The sequence below is a fragment of the Amycolatopsis arida genome (assembly GCF_900115565.1).
GTDB classification, from domain to species: Bacteria; Actinomycetota; Actinomycetes; order Mycobacteriales; family Pseudonocardiaceae; genus Yuhushiella; species Yuhushiella arida.
The window spans coordinates 450945-467007 of the sequence record NZ_FOWW01000002.1 but is presented as its reverse complement, the minus strand read 5'-3'; the positions used below and the strand labels follow the sequence as shown (position 1 = coordinate 467007).

Annotated in this window: 16 protein-coding genes and 1 tRNA gene; 8 read left to right on the top strand and 9 right to left on the bottom strand. The window is 70.6% G+C overall.

The features are described from left to right. Window positions 1-18 precede the first annotated feature (18 nt). A tRNA-Leu gene (locus tag BM051_RS07010) sits at window positions 19-92 on the top strand. Window positions 93-139: 47 nt separating this feature from the next. On the opposite strand, the gene BM051_RS07005 is transcribed toward BM051_RS07010, so the two are convergent. From BM051_RS07005 to BM051_RS06990, 4 genes are all read right to left on the bottom strand, one after another. Next, on the bottom strand, window positions 140-1468 hold the full coding sequence (locus BM051_RS07005; RefSeq protein WP_342351646.1) for a GGDEF domain-containing protein: 1329 nt from the start codon (window positions 1466-1468) through the stop codon (window positions 140-142). 220 nt (window positions 1469-1688) lie between these two features. Beyond that, window positions 1689-2921 (bottom strand): MFS transporter, encoded by a 1233-nt coding sequence (locus BM051_RS07000; protein WP_092529198.1) that lies wholly within the window; start codon window positions 2919-2921, stop codon window positions 1689-1691. A gap of 667 nt (window positions 2922-3588) precedes the next feature. Next, window positions 3589-4308: a DUF4386 domain-containing protein gene (locus BM051_RS06995; RefSeq protein WP_134045871.1), complete on the bottom strand. Its 720-nt coding sequence runs from the start codon at window positions 4306-4308 to the stop codon at window positions 3589-3591. A gap of 88 nt (window positions 4309-4396) precedes the next feature. Then, window positions 4397-5131, bottom strand: a complete 735-nt coding sequence (locus tag BM051_RS06990) for an NAD(P)-dependent oxidoreductase (protein ID WP_092529197.1) — start codon at window positions 5129-5131, stop codon at window positions 4397-4399. Between the two features lie 105 nt (window positions 5132-5236). Between BM051_RS06990 and BM051_RS06985 the strand changes: the two genes are divergently transcribed. Continuing rightward, window positions 5237-5911, top strand: a complete 675-nt coding sequence (locus tag BM051_RS06985) for a TetR/AcrR family transcriptional regulator (RefSeq protein ID WP_092529196.1) — start codon at window positions 5237-5239, stop codon at window positions 5909-5911. A 56-nt stretch (window positions 5912-5967) separates the two neighbouring features. Here BM051_RS06985 and BM051_RS29705 read toward each other — a convergent pair whose 3' ends face one another. Next, window positions 5968-6759 carry an alpha/beta hydrolase family protein gene (locus tag BM051_RS29705; protein ID WP_243859203.1) on the bottom strand — a complete coding sequence of 264 codons (792 nt, stop codon included), beginning with the start codon at window positions 6757-6759 and terminating at the stop codon, window positions 5968-5970. Then, the gene (locus BM051_RS29700) at window positions 6728-7399 is read right to left on the bottom strand and encodes a hypothetical protein (protein WP_243859202.1); all 672 of its coding nucleotides are present in this window, start codon (window positions 7397-7399) and stop codon (window positions 6728-6730) included. Before BM051_RS29700 ends, BM051_RS29705 begins: the two co-directional genes overlap by 32 nt. Window positions 7400-7728: 329 nt before the next feature. Between BM051_RS29700 and BM051_RS06975 the strand changes: the two genes are divergently transcribed. Continuing rightward, on the top strand, window positions 7729-8601 hold the full coding sequence (locus tag BM051_RS06975) for an AfsR/SARP family transcriptional regulator (RefSeq protein ID WP_166677559.1): 873 nt from the start codon (window positions 7729-7731) through the stop codon (window positions 8599-8601). On the opposite strand, the gene BM051_RS06970 is transcribed toward BM051_RS06975, so the two are convergent. Together BM051_RS06970 and BM051_RS06965 are read right to left on the bottom strand one after the other, a co-directional pair. Further along, window positions 8586-8957 carry a hypothetical protein gene (locus BM051_RS06970; RefSeq protein WP_134045869.1) on the bottom strand — a complete coding sequence of 124 codons (372 nt, stop codon included), beginning with the start codon at window positions 8955-8957 and terminating at the stop codon, window positions 8586-8588. The two genes, BM051_RS06975 and BM051_RS06970, sit on opposite strands and share 16 nt — an antisense overlap. A 226-nt stretch (window positions 8958-9183) precedes the next feature. Then, window positions 9184-10038 carry a helix-turn-helix domain-containing GNAT family N-acetyltransferase gene (locus tag BM051_RS06965; RefSeq protein ID WP_092529648.1) on the bottom strand — a complete coding sequence of 285 codons (855 nt, stop codon included), beginning with the start codon at window positions 10036-10038 and terminating at the stop codon, window positions 9184-9186. Window positions 10039-10136: 98 nt separating this feature from the next. On the opposite strand from BM051_RS06965, the gene BM051_RS06960 reads away from it, so the two are divergent. From BM051_RS06960 to BM051_RS06950, 4 genes are all read left to right on the top strand, one after another. Continuing rightward, on the top strand, window positions 10137-11489 hold the full coding sequence (locus BM051_RS06960; protein WP_092529193.1) for an FAD-dependent oxidoreductase: 1353 nt from the start codon (window positions 10137-10139) through the stop codon (window positions 11487-11489). Between the two features lie 148 nt (window positions 11490-11637). Beyond that, window positions 11638-12702 (top strand): NAD(P)-binding domain-containing protein, encoded by a 1065-nt coding sequence (locus BM051_RS06955; RefSeq protein ID WP_092529192.1) that lies wholly within the window; start codon window positions 11638-11640, stop codon window positions 12700-12702. 568 nt (window positions 12703-13270) lie between these two features. Continuing rightward, on the top strand, window positions 13271-13405 hold the full coding sequence (locus tag BM051_RS30315; RefSeq protein ID WP_279587013.1) for a hypothetical protein: 135 nt from the start codon (window positions 13271-13273) through the stop codon (window positions 13403-13405). 570 nt (window positions 13406-13975) lie between these two features. Continuing rightward, window positions 13976-14938: a ParB and winged helix-turn-helix domain-containing protein gene (locus BM051_RS06950; protein ID WP_208325826.1), complete on the top strand. Its 963-nt coding sequence runs from the start codon at window positions 13976-13978 to the stop codon at window positions 14936-14938. Window positions 14939-14951: 13 nt separating this feature from the next. Here the strand turns inward: BM051_RS06950 and BM051_RS06945 are convergent, their stop codons facing one another. Further along, a complete protein-coding gene (locus tag BM051_RS06945; RefSeq protein WP_166677542.1) occupies window positions 14952-15506 on the bottom strand; it encodes a TetR/AcrR family transcriptional regulator in 555 nt (184 codons plus the stop codon). Here BM051_RS06945 and BM051_RS06940 point away from each other — a divergent pair. Then, window positions 15456-16019, top strand: coding sequence for an NAD(P)-dependent oxidoreductase (locus BM051_RS06940; RefSeq protein ID WP_279587012.1), 564 nt, complete (start codon window positions 15456-15458; stop codon window positions 16017-16019). The two genes, BM051_RS06945 and BM051_RS06940, sit on opposite strands and share 51 nt — an antisense overlap. The last annotated feature ends 44 nt before the right edge of the window (window positions 16020-16063 follow it).

Genomic DNA, 16063 nt, shown 5'->3' with positions numbered 1-16063 from the left:
GTGCCATAGGCTCACGGTGCCCCCGTAGCCCAATTGGCAGAGGCGGTCGACTTAAAATCGATTCAGTGCCGGTTCGAGCCCGGTCGGGGGCACGGACAGCACCTACACAAGTGACGCCCGCCCGCTGAGCAGGTGTTTGTCAGGGTGCTGTTGTGCTGTGGACGACGCGGTTTCGGCCGGTGTTCTTGGCGCTGTACAGGGCGCGGTCGGCGGCGTCGAGTAGTCGTCGTATGCCGGTTCCGGCGGTCGGGTACATGGCGGTGCCGATGGATACGGACAGCTCGTTGATGAGCGTGGTCGGGCCGTTGCCGTCCGGCGTGGGGAGGTCGACTTCGACGACGAGTGTGTTGACGGCGTGGCGGATGCGTTCGGCGACGGCATCGATGTCGGCGGCGGAGACGTCGGGCAGCAGCACGACGAACTCTTCGCCGCCGAATCTGCCGACGGCGTCGTTGTGGTCGCGAACGGCGTTGGTGATGGTGTTGGCGGTGGCGGTGAGGACCTGGTCGCCTGCCAGATGGCCGGCGGTGTCGTTGATCTTTTTGAAGTGATCCAGATCGATCATCAAGAGGCCGAAGCTCGAGCAAGTCCGTTCGGCGCGTGCCAGGACGCGCTCGGCGAGATCGTGCCATCCGGCGAGGCTGAAGACTCCGGTCTTGCTGTCGCGGTTGACCGCGGCCTCCAACTGTCGGACCAGGACGGCACGGTGCAGGATCAGCAGCGGTGGCAGGACCAGCAGGGCCAGGCCGGGCAGGGTGGCCAGCGCCAGTGCGTTGAGGACACCCAGGCACAGGGTGGCGAACTCCAGCGCGTTGTCCGTCCACCCGCCGGCGAGGTCGACGAGGGTTCGACCGATTGTCTGACGAGCGGGCAGCACGAGCGCGGCGTTGACGACGAAGTAGACCGTGAGCGCGACGGCGACGGCACCGGCTCCCGCCCAACCGGCGGTGACCGCCGAGTGGATGCCCGGCGTGCCCAGTGCCGTCAGCGCGAGGCCGGCCGCGTAGCAGGTGAGCACGATGACGCACGCGTTGTTCACGGTGCGGAACGCGGGCACGCGTTGCAGCCGGTACCAACTGCGCACCGCGAGATGTGCGTAGAGCAGCGCGGTCAGCACCCCGACCAGGGCCGGCGGCAGCAGCAGCACGCCAGCCACGGTCCAGACGGATGTCATGTTGATGTGCGCGGCTCCGGCCACTCGACGGCGCACCCGCTCGACCCGTCGCCCCAGTTCGGCCTGCAGAAGGCCGAGCCCGGCGAGCGCACCGAGCACCGCGACGTCGATGGCGCGCGGCGGGTGTGCTCGCCACCAGGCGATGGTGGCCAGCAGCGCGACGAGTTCGCTGGTCAGGCAGTAGGCGATGACGCGTGGCCGCTGCTCCCACAGCGCCCACCGCCGTGGCGGGACGAGGCTCTCCCGAACCGGCTCGACCGTTGCCGAGGGTTGATGTTCAACGCTCATACTCATCGTGTGCCTCCGGGCGTGGCGCCGAGCGGCGACGGGTCGACGACCCGTCCAGGGCAGAACGCGTCGTGGGGGCCGCCAGGGCACTGAAGGAAGGAGGTGCGCCGTGCGCAACCGCGACAACTAGGCCCCCCGCTGTTGCCGTTCTCAACAGCTGACCCCAGCGAACCCGCGACAGACCGACGGGAGGCGCGCGATGCGTAACCGCGACAACTGATCGCCATTACACCGCTCCCTTCACGACAGCAGGCGCCGCGCCGCGCCCTGCCCGGCTCCACGCCACCGCGATGGGCACCGCCACCAGCGCTCCAGCGGCGCCGGCGACAGCGATGGCGTGGGCCGGGCCGACCAGGTCGGCCAGCACCCCGGCCGCGAGCGCGCCAAGGCCCTGCACCGTGATCAGTCCGGACGAGTTCAGCCCGCAGCCCTGCGCGCGCTGGTCGTCGGGCAGGCGCCGGACGAACGACACCGTGCCCTGGATGTTGTAGCCGGTGGCCAGCATCCCGGACAGCGCGAACAGCACGATGGCGGGCGCCAGGCCGGGCCGCAGGACACACAGGACCAGCGGAACGCCCGCGGCGATTCCGAGCAGGCCGAGGGCTCGAACCTGTACCGGTTCGGGCACCCACCGTCCGAACACGACCGCCCCCGCCACGCTGCCGATCGGATCGGCTGCCATCAGCCAGCCGACGGCCGCCGCCCCGGCCCCGATGCTCGCCGCGAACGGCGCGGCGAGCGCCTCCGGGACGATGTAGAACCCGGCCAGCCAGTTCAACGCCAGCAGCGTGCGCAGCGCGGGGTCACGCCACACCGCCCGCGCTCCCACGGCTGTCCCGGCGGCGAACGATCGCCACCCCGACCCGAGCGGCGCGACCCTGGCCGGCGTGGGACGCCACCGTACCCCGCGCCAGATCAGGATGGCCGAGACCGCGAACGTGGCCGCGTCGATGGCCAAGCCGACCGTCGGGGTCACCACCGCGACGAGCACTCCGCCGCCCGCGAACGCGACGACCTGAACTGACTGGCTGGTGATGTTGCGGATGGCCATGCCGACCATGTACCGCTCGCCTGGCAACACGTCCGGCAACAACGCTTGTTGGGCGGCCTTGAACGGACCCGCGAACAGCGTCACCGCCGCCACCAGGATGCACAGCACCCACAAGGGCACCCCCGGAATGATCATCAGCGCGAGCAGCACCGCACGGATCACGTCGGCCGTGACCATCACCTCGCGCCGGGAACGGCGATCGCCCCAGCCGGCCAGCAGGACCCCGCCGATCAGGCTCGGCACGAACGTCAACGCGTAGGTCAGTCCGGTCAGCGCGGCGGAGTCGGTGCGTTGGAACACCAGAACCGCCAGTGCCACCCGAGCGAGTTGATCCCCCAGGACCGACAGCAGCTCCGCCAGCCACAAAGCCCGGAACTCTCGTATTCGAAGTACACCCAGAAACGACACCCGATCAGAGGCCCGCGTCACCTCTCATCCCCCCTCGCCCTCCAGTCGCCCGCCACCGCGGCCCACGACGCACCGCGTGGCGTCCGCGGTGCCCCACCACGCCCACCACGGCTGCCCGCCTCCCTACCGCCCCAACAGAGCACGGGCCGCGGAGCGCGACGGTTCGGGCCGAAGGCGCACCCATGGTCAGATCCCCGGGACCCACCATAAGTCGTCGCCGTCGTCCAGATCGAGGCCACCAGTACCGGTCCCCCCGAACGCACTAGCGGCGGTGTGTCACCGACTAACTGGCTTGCTGGTGGCGTGAGAGGGTGCGGACGGCACACCCGGACCGGCGCCCCATGCCGAAATTCGATCTCCCGATCCGACTTCATCTGTCCCCAACACGCCACCGACCACCGAGAACTGGCTCAGCCGAGTGAAGGACGGCCCAGGTCCGGCGGAAGCGTGGTGCCCGAGCTGGACCGCTCGGTGATGTGGTACGCCCACATGCGCCGCTCGGCCGTCGGCTCGACCCGTGGGGGACTCGGTGGGCGTGGCGACCGTAGCCGGCCTTCCACAGCTCGATCTTCGGGGCACGGACGGCATTCCGCGCGGTCGTCGACCCCGGCGAGGTCGACGACCAACCACCCGTCAACCGACTGAACCACCTCCCTGGACAGCCCAACTAGGGCCGGAGTGGGAGATGGCAGGAACCCACGTGCCGGGTTTCGGGAACCCGCACCGCCTTGACCAGCAGCCACGCGATGAACGACAGTTCCGCGATCGCCGCGGGGGCCATGGCGAATGGCGAGACGCTCGCGCCGAGCTCGGGGGCAAGGAAGCGCGTGAACACGTCCACCAGGTGACCTAGGCATCCGATCACCAGCAGGAAGCCCAACACCTTGGGGAAGTACCCAGACTTGACGACCAGGTAGCCCAGTGGCAGCAACCACAGGCCGAAGTACGTCTGGGCAATGAGATACCCGTCGCGGTGCATGTCGGCGAACAGCATGGTCAACTGGTCGGAACCCGCCGGGCCGAAAGCGTCGGTGTAGCCCTGGCCAGTAGCGATCGTGAGCGCCGCATGCTGGTTGAGCAGGTTCAGGCTTTGGATCGCGATGCTGACCGCGACAAGAGTGACCATCGCGGCGGCGGCCAGCTGGTGGACGTGCTTGAGCAGCAGATACAGGGCCATGCCCGTCAACAGAAAGGCAGTGGCCCCCACCAACTCGCTGACGAAGCCGACGCGGAACAGGGTGGCCGAGGTGGCGATGTTGTCGGCCGTGGCCGCTGCGTCCCCTGACTCGACGATGCGCGTGTTCACCAGCCCGGCGAAGGTGGTGAACACGGCGACGACCAGATACAGGGCCCCCGCGATCCTCGCGAGCGTCTTCGGTGCGGTCACGGTTTCGTCCTCTCTTGGTTCGCCGGGCAGGTCACCCGAACATGGCCGGAACCGGAACGCGGGTGGGACCGGGGAACCCGCGGAGCCTTCACGCTGGTCCGCCGGCGTGGGCGAGGGCCGACGGGGTCAGCCTGCCGACGATGGCGGGGGCCTCTTGGACAAGGGCGTCGTTCTCCACCGCCTCGACGATGAAACGGGCGTAGTCCACGCGACAGGTCAGATTGCTCGCGAGCACAGGGTCGCCGACGTGCAGGCTCCACACCGGCAGGCCCTGACTGGCGCCCTCCGTCAAGTCGCTGCCACGCACGACCGTCCAGCTGGTGTCACTGGCAAAGATCCTCCGGCACGCCTCCACCTGGTCGTCCACGTCCACGACACGGGCCAGCTTCGCCAGCCGCCCGAACACGGCCGCGTACAGCCTGAACTTCCGGGTGTACACGTCCTTCCCGTCACGAGTGATGTGCCAGCCGCAGGAGAACACCAAACGGGTGCCCGGACGTGCGTGGTCGAGCACAGCCTGGGCTGTTCCGGAGGCATAGTGGTTCATCCCCCACGGCACCAGCACCGTGAGCACGGCGTCGCATCCGTTCACCGCCCGCGCGATGACGGTGCGGTCGTCGGTCGCCCCGGGGATGACCGTGATTCGTCCCTCGAACTCGGCGAGCTTGGTCACGCTCTGCTCCCGGCAGACACCCACGACCTCGTACCCGCGGTCCAACGCGTGCTGCACCAGGTAACGCCCGAGCTTCCCGGACGCGCCGACGACGCACACCCTCTTCCCCGTGCCCGGCTTGTCGGCTCCGCCCACATCGGTCGATTCCATGACCCTCTCCTCAGCTCGCCGCCACCTCCCCCATTACGCTGTAAGGTACAGCCTTGCGGTGTAAGGTTGTCAAGCCGTCCAAGTAGCCCCCACAGGAGGACCACCGTGGCCACGGAGCCAGCCGGCACGCCTCGTCGCAACTCGCTCAGCAAGGAGATCGTGCTTCGCACGGCGGTCGCGCTGGCGGACGAGGCCGGCACCGGTGCGCCGAGTATGCGGAGGCTTGCCGACCGGCTCGGCGTCGAGGCCATGTCGCTGTACCACCACTTCCGCAACAAGGACGCGATCCTTGACGGCATGGTCGACGTCGTCTTCGGCGAGATCGAACTGCCATCGGACGACGTCGACTGGCGAATCGCGATGCGACGGCGGGCAGTCTCCATGCGCGACGCACTGACCCGACACCCCTGGGCGATCGGTCTGCTGGACTCACGGACAAACCCTGGCCACGCGACTCTGCGCCACCACAACGCGGTGATCGGTTGCCTACGGTCCGGAGGCTTCTCGATCACTGGTGCGGCACACGCGCTCTCGGTGCTGGACAGCTACATCTACGGGTTCACCCTCCAGGAGCTCAGCCTGCCCTTCAAACCCCCCGTCGACCTCGAGGACGTGGCGGGCTCGATCCTGGAACAGCTGCCCCGCGACGAGTTCCCACACCTCACCGAGATGATCGTCGACCGCGCCCTGAAACCTGGTTACGCGTACACCGATGAGTTCGACATTGGACTCGACCTGATCCTCGACGGACTGCAGCAACACCGCGAAAGCTGGCTGTAGCCGTGTCGTTGTCGCCGGATTCCGATCAAGAGAACAGGAACGGACAGTGCTCTCGTTCAATAGATGGTGAGGTCGCCGTATCTCGAGAGCTGGGTGGCCAGGTCGCCGGGTTCGCCGCGGAGCGTCTTGTCCAAAAATGCGGCGGTGATGTCGGCGGTGATGCGCGGGCCCTCGGTACGGCCCACCGACCCGATGAGGGCGGGAAGGGGCGGTAGGTACAGTGCCGCGTCGCTGAAGGTGAGATGCGCGGTACCGGGGACGGTGACGCGGTAGCTCGTTGTGGTGCTGACCGCGAGGTCGTGTTCGAGCCGAGGGATATAGGTGGGGTTGTCGCGTGGGGCGATGGGGTTGGTGATCCCGAGGGCCGGCTGGTGGTATGGCCGCGGGTCGGGATCGTAGGGGTGGCCGTCGATGTTGACCACGGCCGTGAACCGGGGGTCCTGGCGGGCGGCCTGCAGTGCGGCGGCACCACCCACCGAGTGCCCGGTCACCGCGACCCGATCGGTATCGAGGCGCCCGGAAAGGGGGCCGGAGATCTCGCCGCGGTCGAGCCGGCCGAGTTGGGTGCGGACGAAGCTGAGGTCAGCGGCTCGGATCGCGGTGCGACCGATGGTGTCGCGCAGGTCTTCCTCGTCGCTGCCGGTGGCGTGCACCCGGGTGTGGATGACCCGACCGTCGACGACAGTGGCGGCCGAGTCGTAGGGATGGTCCAAGCCGGCCACGACATAACCGCGGCTGGCGAGGTCTTCAGCCCAGGCGGTGTTCTGGGTACGTGGCCCGGCCAGGCCGGGTGAGAACAGCACAACCGGGAACCGTTCACCTTCGTCGATCGCCGGTGCGTCGAACACCGCGCTCGTGCGCGCGAGCCACGTCGGCGAGCAGGAAACCGGGTATGCCGAAATGTGCGGCCAGGCTGTCGAGTACCGTGCTCGCTTCGTCTTCGGTGCGTCCCATGTACGGTGCCCGTTCGACGGCGGCGGGACTCTGTTGCGCGGGATACCACAGCTGAACCACCACTGTGCGCCGGTCATCGGGCTCGGCCGTAGCGGTCTCGGCGCGATTCGGGTCGGTCCACTGCAGCGCGCTGGTACCGACCGCGTATCGGCCGGACGGCTCGGGAAACACCGGCACCGGCAGTGCCCATGCCGCTACTGGGCCCGCCGCGATCAGACCAAGGCATGCCGCCGATCCCGGCAGCGCGAGCCACCACCGCGCCCGCCACGTGACTCGGCCTGCCCTCTGCCGCAACAGCGGAACCGCGGCGAACGGGAGCGTGATCAGGGCGCCAACGAACACCGGCGCCATCGTCCAGCGCACACCGGCCTCGAGAAGCACGAGCCCGGACAGCACAACGATGACCGACGCGGCGAGTGTGAGCGGCCAGCGTGCGCGGACGGGCAACCAACGGACCAACACCAGCGCCACAGCGCCCAGCACGACGAGACACTCCAACGGTGACATCCCGAGCCCGCCGATCGTTTCCGTCATGCGACCCACCGTTGTCGAAACGCCCACGGCAGCGCATCGGTCAGCCGGCCGAGCCGTTCGGCCAGTCGGCCGTGATCCGGACACCCGCTGTCGCGGTCCCCGGCCGACTCCGGGCTGACCCGCCGCACCCGGTGCGGCGCGGCGCCGCCGACGGCCGGGCCACCCGGTCGTGATGACAGGTGCTCCGGCGGGACGGTGGCTGGAAGCTCGCGGCGTACCAGAACCCGTTCCCGGGGGCGCGACCGTTCGACCCTGCTCGAAGGACGTTGCGGCTTCTCCCGCTCGGCGTCGAGGGTGGACCCTCGAGTGGCCACGGGGACAGCGGCCTCGTGGTCGAACGGTCGCGGGCCAGGGAGAAGCAGGTGCGGGCGGAGTTCCGGCTACTGGGGCCGGTGGAGTTGCGGCTGGACCGTCGGGCGGTCGACCTCGGCCCGGCCAAACAGCGATGTGTGCTCGCCGCGTTGCTGTGGTCGTCCGGTCAACCGGTCACCGTGGAGACCCTGCTCGGTCGGGTCTGGGGTGAGCCGGCGCCGGCACGGAAGCGGGACAGCCTGTACAGCTATGTCACCCGGTTGCGATCAGTCCTCGGCCCGGCCGGCGTGCCGCTGACCAGGACCGCCGCGGGCTACCTCGCCGAGGTCGACCCCGCCCTGGTCGACCTGTGCCGCTACCGCTGCCTGGTTCGGCGGGCGCGATCCACCGGAATGGATCCGCGGTCGCGCGCGGGCCTGCTCCACGCGGCACTGTCGCTCTGGTACGGCAAGCCGCTGGGCGGGCTCCCCGGGGACTGGGCGCAGCGTGCCAGCGCCGGGCTCGTCCAGCAGCATGTCGCCCTGCTGGCGGAGTGGGCGGCACTGGAGATGTCCCACGGGACGCCGACCGGGGTGATCGAGGTGCTCGCCGACGCGCGGGTGAGCTATCCGCTCGCCGAACCACTGGTCGAGCAGCTCATGCTGGCGTTGCGGGGCACCGGCCAGGCGAGCGAGGCGCTCGGCCTGTACCGGCGGTACCGGGCTGAGCTCACGGCCGAGTTGGGGCTCGAGCCGAGCCGCCGGCTGCGGGAGCTGGAACTGCTGCTCCTGCGCGGGGACGTCCGGCCCGTGGGCCAGGGCGGTGGGGCGGAGCCGGCCCCACCGCGCTCCACCCCGCCACCGCGACCCGTTCCGTACGGGGCTGGCGGCGCGGGTCAGTGGTTGTGGTAGATGCTCCCGACCCGGCAGCTGCCGCAGCCCTTGTGTTGTGTCGCGTAGATCCGGTCGTCGATGAGGAGCACGGCCGTGCCGGGCGCGTGCTTCCAGCTCGACCAGCCGAGGTTCGTCTTGACCCTGATCCAGGCGTGTCCCTTGCAGGAACCCTGCTTGCGGTAGTGGGTCCAGATGGTCCCGGTGTCGTTGCTGTGGCCCTCCACGACACCACCGCACCCGGGGCGGTGGATGGTGATCGTGCCCCGGTGCGCGTGCGCGGCCGGCGCCGACAGCACGGTCATCCCGAGAACGACGGAGGCGAGCAGGCTGGCGGAGGCCAGCTTTCGCCCGGGGCTGGCTCGGTGTGTTCCCATCGCGTACTCCCTGTGCTTCCTGGTGTTTCGGTTCGGGAGAGCCTAGGAAGTCCACCTTGAACGGTTCTTGGCGAATTCTGGACGCGAGCCCGCGACGTCGATCCGGCGACCCGGTCGGTGCCGAACGACGCGCCCGACCGGGCCGCCTTCCTGGTTGGGTGCATACCTGGCACGACCAGCCGAGGTCGGGCCACGCGCTCCGGGCCGCGCAGGGCTTGCCGGACCGTCAGGTGCAGCTGGGACGGGCGACGGCGTCCGCGCGGCGTTCGAGGAGGATGGTGTCGTGCCAGGTGCCGTCGCGTTGGGCGATGCGTTCGCGGACGCCGACGGTGCGGTAGCCGGCGGCGTGGTGCAGGGCGATGCTGGCCCGGTTCTCGGTGAGGATGGAGGTTTGCAGGGTCCACAGTCCGGCGCGGTCGGCCTCGACGACCTGCTGGCGGATCAACGCCTTCCCCACGCCCCGGCCACGGTGGCCCTCGGCGACGTAGATCGAGCTCTCGGCGACGCCGGAGTAGCAGGCACGGGCGGACACCGGGCTCAACGCCGTCCACCCGGCGACCTCGCCGTCGATCTCGGCGATCCAGCGGTGTCCGGGTAGCCAGGTGGCGTCGAGCGTCGCGCGGCTGGGCACGGTCGTCTCGAAGGTGGCGATCCCAGTGGCGATGCCCTCGGCGTAGATCCGTCGCACCGCCGGCCAGTCCTCGGCCCGCAGCGGCCGCATGCGCACGTCCTCGGGCGGGTTCTCGGGGCAACACGGGCGGGGCGCGAGGAGTCCCATCACGGCGTCGGCGGCGTGGGGGAGCCCCGTGCAGCAGTTCTGGTTGATCCACACCCGGGTGGCGGTGCCTTCCTTGTGCAGGTGCAGGAAGCCGACGTCGGCGAGCTTGCGGATGTGGTGGGAGCAGGTGGACTGGCTGATGCCGAGCCGCTCGGTCAGCGCGCCGACGGTGATCCCGCCGGGGGCGGTGGCGACCGCGTGCAGCAGCCGCACCCTGGTCGGCTCGGCCAGACAGGCGAACCACTCGGCGTAGGTGGCGGCGTCCTGGTCGGGCAGGAGCGGCTGCGGCGCGGCGGTCGTCATGACCACCATTATCGAGCGAGGTCGATGGTTGCGTCAATCGACGACCGTCGATACATTCTCAGCACCTCTATCGAGGCACATCGATGAAAGGTGGAGCGATGAGCGAGTTGCCCGTGGCCGTGGTCGGGGCCGGTCCGGTGGGCTTGGCCGCGGCCGCCGAGCTGGTCGAGCGCGGGATCGAGCCGGTGGTGCTGGAGCGCGGATCCGAGGCGGGAGCCGCGGTCGCCGAGTGGGGTCACGTGCTGTTGTTCTCGCCGTGGTCGGAGCTGGTGGCCCCGGCCGCGGGCCGGTTGCTCGCCGCTACCGGGTGGCGGCCACCAGCCGACGAGACGTATCCGACGGGTGCGGCGTGGGCGAGCGCGTACCTGCGCCCGCTCGCCGCGGCGCTGGGTGAGCGCGTCCGGCTGGGCGCGGAGGTCGTCGGGGCGGCCCGACGTGGCCGGGACCGGGTGGTGGACGCAGGGCGGAACAGCGAGCCGTTGACCGTCCACATCCGACACCGGAACGGCCGCGAGGAACGGCTGGCGGTGCGGGCGTTGATCGACGCCTCGGGCACCTGGGGCACCCCCAATCCGCTGGGCGGTGACGGGCTGCCCGCGCTGGGTGAGCGGGCGGCGGCCGACCGCATCACCTACCGCGTACCCGATCTCGCCGAGGAAGCGACGCGCGAGCGCTACGCCGGCACGCACGTCGTGGTGGCCGGAAGCGGTCACTCGGCGCTCACCGCGCTGGTCGCGCTGGGCGGTCTCGCGGACCAGGGCACCCGGGTGAGCTGGGTGCTGCGCCGGGGAACGGTCGGGGACGCCTTCGGCGGCGGCGACGCCGACCAGTTGCCCGCCCGCGGGGCACTGGGGTCGCGGGCGAAGGAGGCCGTGACCGCCGGGCGGGTGCGGGCGGTGACCGGCTTCCGCGCCGAGGCCGTCGAGCGAGCGCCCGGCGGGCGGCTGACCCTGGTGTCCGCGCACGGCGCCCGAATCGAGGGCGTGGACGAGGTCGTGGCGCTGACCGGGTTCCGCCCCGACCTGTCCTGGCTGTCGGAGCTGCGGTTGGAGCTGGACAGCACCTTGCAGGCGCCGACGGCGCTGGCGCCGCTGATCGATCCGAACGTGCACGCGTGCGGCACCGTTTACCCGCACGGGGTGCGCGAGCTCGGCCACCCCGAGCCCGGCGTGTTCCTGGCCGGGATGAAGAGCTACGGCCGGGCGCCCACGTTCCTGGCGATGACTGGCTACGAGCAGGTACGCAGCATCGCCGCGGCGCTGGCCGGCGACCGGGCGGCCGCGGAGCGGGTCGAGCTCGTGCTGCCCGAGACCGGGGTGTGCGGCGGCACGGGTTTGCTCGAGGAACCGGACACCGCCGCGGTCGGCGGATGCTGCGCGGGGGACGTGGAGCCGCTCGCGCTGGCGGCGCCGCCGGCGGGCGGCTCACCGGGATCCTGTCCGCTCCGCTGACCGTCACCGTGGCTCTCGCCCATGGGCCGGAGCGGTATCGCCCCCGTCGGCGGCCGCTCACCGATGTTTCTCGTGCTCGCCGCACTGGCGCTGGGGGGTCCGCGCTCGCGCTGGCCAGCACACCACCCTCACCAACCGAGAGGACGTCATGAACGAGGTCATCGTCATCGGCGGCGGCCAGTCCGGCCTCGCCGCCGCTCGCGCGGCCCGCGCCCACGGCCTGACCCCGGTGATCCTGGAGGCCGGGGCGCAGCCGGCCGGGTCGTGGCCGCACTACTACGACAGCCTCACGCTGTTCTCCCCCGCCGGCTACAGCGGGATGCCCGGCGCCCCCTTCCCCGGCGACCACGAGCACTACCCCACCCGGGACGAGGTCGCGGACTACCTGCGCCGCTACGCCGCCGGTCTCGACGTCGAGATCCGCACCGGAACCCGCGTCACCGCCGTCACCACGGACGCCGGCGGGAGCTTCCTCGTCCGCACCGAGGCCGGCGAGACACTGCCCGCCGCCGCGGTGGTCGCCGCCAGCGGATCGTTCGGCAACCCCTACCTGCCGCCGCTGCCGGGCCAGGACAACTTCACCGGCCAGCTGCTGCACGTCGCCGGCTACCGCAACCCCGAGCCCTTCGCCGGGCGGCGTGTGGTGGTGGTCGGAGCCGGGAACTCCGCGGTGCAGGTCGGCCACGAGCTGGCCGGCATCGCCGAGGTCACCCTCGCCACCCGGCACCCCGTCGGCTTCGTCCCGCAACGGCACGACGGCCGCGACCTGCACTACTGGTTGCGCCACACCGGGTTCGACGACCTGCCACCGGAGTGGCTGGCCCGGCTGGTCACGACCACCCTGGTGCTGGACACCGGCGACTACCGCGACGCCGTCGAGGCCGGCCGCCTGGATCGCCGCCCGATGTTCACCGCCTTCGACGGTGAAGGGGTGGTGTGGCCGGACGGCACCCGCGAGCCGGTGGACGCCGTCCTGTTCGCCACCGGCTACCGGCCGCACCTGGACTACCTCGAACCGCTCGGCGCGCTGACCGATGGGCGCCCCCGGCACACCGGCGGCCTCTCCACCACCCACCTCGGCCTGGTGTACGTCGGGCTGGAGTTCCAGCGCTCCTTCGCCTCCAACACCCTTCGGGGGGTGTACCGGGACGCCGAGTACGTGATGCGCCCGCTCACCGCGCACGTCCGCGAGGCGGGCGCCCTGATCGCCTGACCGCCGCGCCCGGCTCAGCGGTCCTGGTCGTCGAGCAAGTCGCGAGCAGGGCGCGGTGTGCTCCGGGGCCAGGATCTCGATGCTGGAGCCGTTGGGCACGATCAGGCAGCCCGGTGGCACAGCGAGTTGCGCACGGCCAGGATCGCGGCCTGCTGCCCGGCGTGCGCCGCGGACCCGGACGCGAACACCGTCGCCGCCTTGGTCACCAGCACGCCGGAATCGCGTCCGAACCCGAGTGGTCGACCAAGTTTCAGGATCCAGAGTGGAACGGGCGCCTGATCAGACGATCTACCGCGATCACGCCGAGACCTACGCGGCGTCCTGTCAACACAGCACCCCCAACACCCACCAAGGCTGTCCCGTCATTGATCTCGTGGTTGGTGTCGCTTTCTGTGGCTGTTCGCCGCGGAGGCAGATGTTGTGCAGGTGGCGATTCCGCCGACGGTCTCGGCGAGGGCCGGCCGGCGCGGCGGTAGTCGCGCAGGATTTTCCAGCACGTCAGGTGGGAGCTCGACCCCTTGAGCCCGTCGAGCGGTCAGCCTCGCCCTGCCGACAGAGTCGTCAGCACGTGGAGCCGTGTGAGTCGCTGGACACCACGGCGGAATGGATCGAGCGCGTCCCGGTCACCGCCGACACCCCGAACGACACGGCGTCGGTGTCGCCGTTGACCGCGCTGTGGCGGCTCGTCCACGACGCGGCTTGAGTCTCGGTGTACGCCGACTTGAGTTTCACTGTGCACTGGATCGAGTACCGGTGTGCGACTGGCGACTTGCTCCAGTTGTACACACCGAGGGCGAACCCGCTCGTCTCGCGGCGTATCGGGAATGTCACGTGGGATCCCTCACTTGGTCGTGTGCGGAACCGATCCCACGACGTCGGGTAACGAGCAAGACTGCCTACCGGCAAGTCAATAAGCCGCCTTTGCGGTATTGGCGGATACTTGACTACCTGCCGCGATGGCCGTAAGTATGATCGTTGCCGGAGTAATCTGGGTCACAGCTACGAACCGGGCCGGCTGGTCCTGGGGGCACGTGGATGACGAGGCGCGGTGGCGAGGCTCCTCCCCTTCAGCCTCGCTCGGATGTCCCACCCGCGGCGGGTCGCGCCCGCTCAATGCCCCCGAATCGTTCGCGCGGGCCGAAAATCGGCGGTACCGCCTCGACGGCTGGACAACTTAATGAATGGGGGAATCCACGGCATGGACGCAAGACCTGTGGATGTTCCGGTAGAGATCAGAGGCGCACCGGTCGAGTTGGTACCGATCACCTCGCTGGTGCGCCTCGATTCGCCACGTACCCTCGGCGCGGACCTCGCACACGCCCAACTCCTCGCCCAGTCCGCTGCCGACCTGCCACCCATCCTGGTCAACCGCAGGAACATGCGGGTCATCGACGGCTGGCACCGGGTGCTGGCGGCGGAGCTGAACGGGCGGGCGGAGATCGCCGCGCGGCTGGTCGACTGCACGGACCGCGAGGCGTTCGTGCTCTCGGTCAGGATGAACGTGGCACACGGGCTGCCGCTCACGCTGGCCGAACGGACCGCCGCGGCGGAACGCATTCTCGCCAGCCACCCGCAGTGGTCGGACCGGGCCATCGCGTCGGTCACCGGACTCGCCCACAAGACGGTCGGGTCGGTTCGCCGGCGGGTGGGCGACCGGACCGCGCCGGACGGCGCGCGCAGGGGGAGGGACGGCAGGGTCCGCCCGAGGGACGCGGCGCGGGGCCGGCGCGCCGCGGCTCGGATGCTCGAGGAGCGGCCCGGCGCCTCGCTGCGGGAGATCGCCAGGGCGGTCGGCATCTCCCCGGCCACCGTCCGGGACGTCCGGGCCCGGCTGGAACGCGGCGAAGACCCGGTGCTGGCGAGCCCACGCCGATACTCGGAGTCTACTTCGGACGAATGGGAGGGTGGGGCGGGTGCCTTCCGGCCGGACGCGGGGCGGGTGTCACCGCTGTTCCCGGTGTCCCCCACCGCGTCCCCTGGACCGGAGGTGTCGACCGCCCTGCGCAACCTCCGTCAGGACCCCTCGCTGCGGTTCTCCGAGTCGGGCCGGCTGCTGCTCCGGTTGCTCGAGGCCGCCACGCTGCTGCAACGGGAGTGGTGCCGGCTGAGCGAGGCGGTTCCGGCGCACCACGCGGACGTGGTGGTCATGGTGGCCCGCAGCTGCGGCCTCACCTGGCACGCCTTCGCCACCGAGCTGGAACGGAAGGGCCGGCGCCCGCGGCAGTCGTCCGGTTGAGCGCGCCGAGCGGTCACCGCAGCAGGGTGTCGACGAGGGTGTCGGTCAACCATATCTCGTAGTCGTCGTAGGACCAGCCGGAGTCCCGGACGAGGCTGAAGCAGACGCCGACGCTCAGCAACGCCACGGCGATGTCGGTGGCCCGTGGGACGACCCTGCCGCCGTGGGCCATGGCCCGGCCGATGGCCATCTCGACGCCGAACCGGTTGCGCCGTTCCACCTCCGCCTGGGTGGCCGCGATCGCCGGGTCGACCGCGGCGCCCGCGCTGAGCATGGTCACGATGTCGCCGCAGCGTTCCCGCACCTGGCGGCTCACCGCCGCCAGCAGGCCGAGCAGCGCGACCGGATCGGTCAGCCCCGCGGACTCGGTCATCAGGTCCGGGATGCCGGCCTCGTCGTCCATCAGGTCGACCAGCCCGGTCAGCACGCCCGCCTTCGACCCGAAGTGCGCGTAGATCGTCAGCGGCGCCACCCCGGCCTCCTGCGCGTTTCGCCGGATGGGTGTCCTGGCATAGCCGTGCTCGGCGAACAGCCGGCGGGCCGCGGTGAGGATCGTGCGCAGGGTCAACGCTTCCCGGCGGTCCCGGTCATCTCGGCACTCGGCGTCCCGTACACCAAGGAGCCCGTGACGGTGTACTCGCGGGGTGCCACCAACATCGTGGCCGCGATGAGGAACCACCGCGTCTCCCGCCTGGTCTGCGTGACCTCGATGGGCGTGGAGGGGAAGAGCGCGCCCGAGGAGTCGTTGCTGTGGCGCAGGGTGATCGCCCCCATCCTGCTCACGATGGGACGCACCATCTACGCGGACATGGCGCGCATGGAGGACATCGTCCGCGGCAGTGACCTGGACTGGACGATCGTGCGCCCCGCGGGGCTCTTCGACCGCGACACCGTCACCAGCTACCGGGCGGAGCCGCGCCGGCTGGTCGGCCGGTTCACCTCGCGCGCCGACCTCGCCGACGCGCTGCTGCGCGAGGCCACCGAGAACCGGCACGTCCACCCGTGCATCGACGTCGTCACCACGGGAGAACACACCGAACTACCTCCCGGTCTTGGTGAGGGAGGCGCTGCACATCGGTAAGTGAGCGCGTTCGTCACGCGTCGGGGGCTGCTGGGGACCCGGCC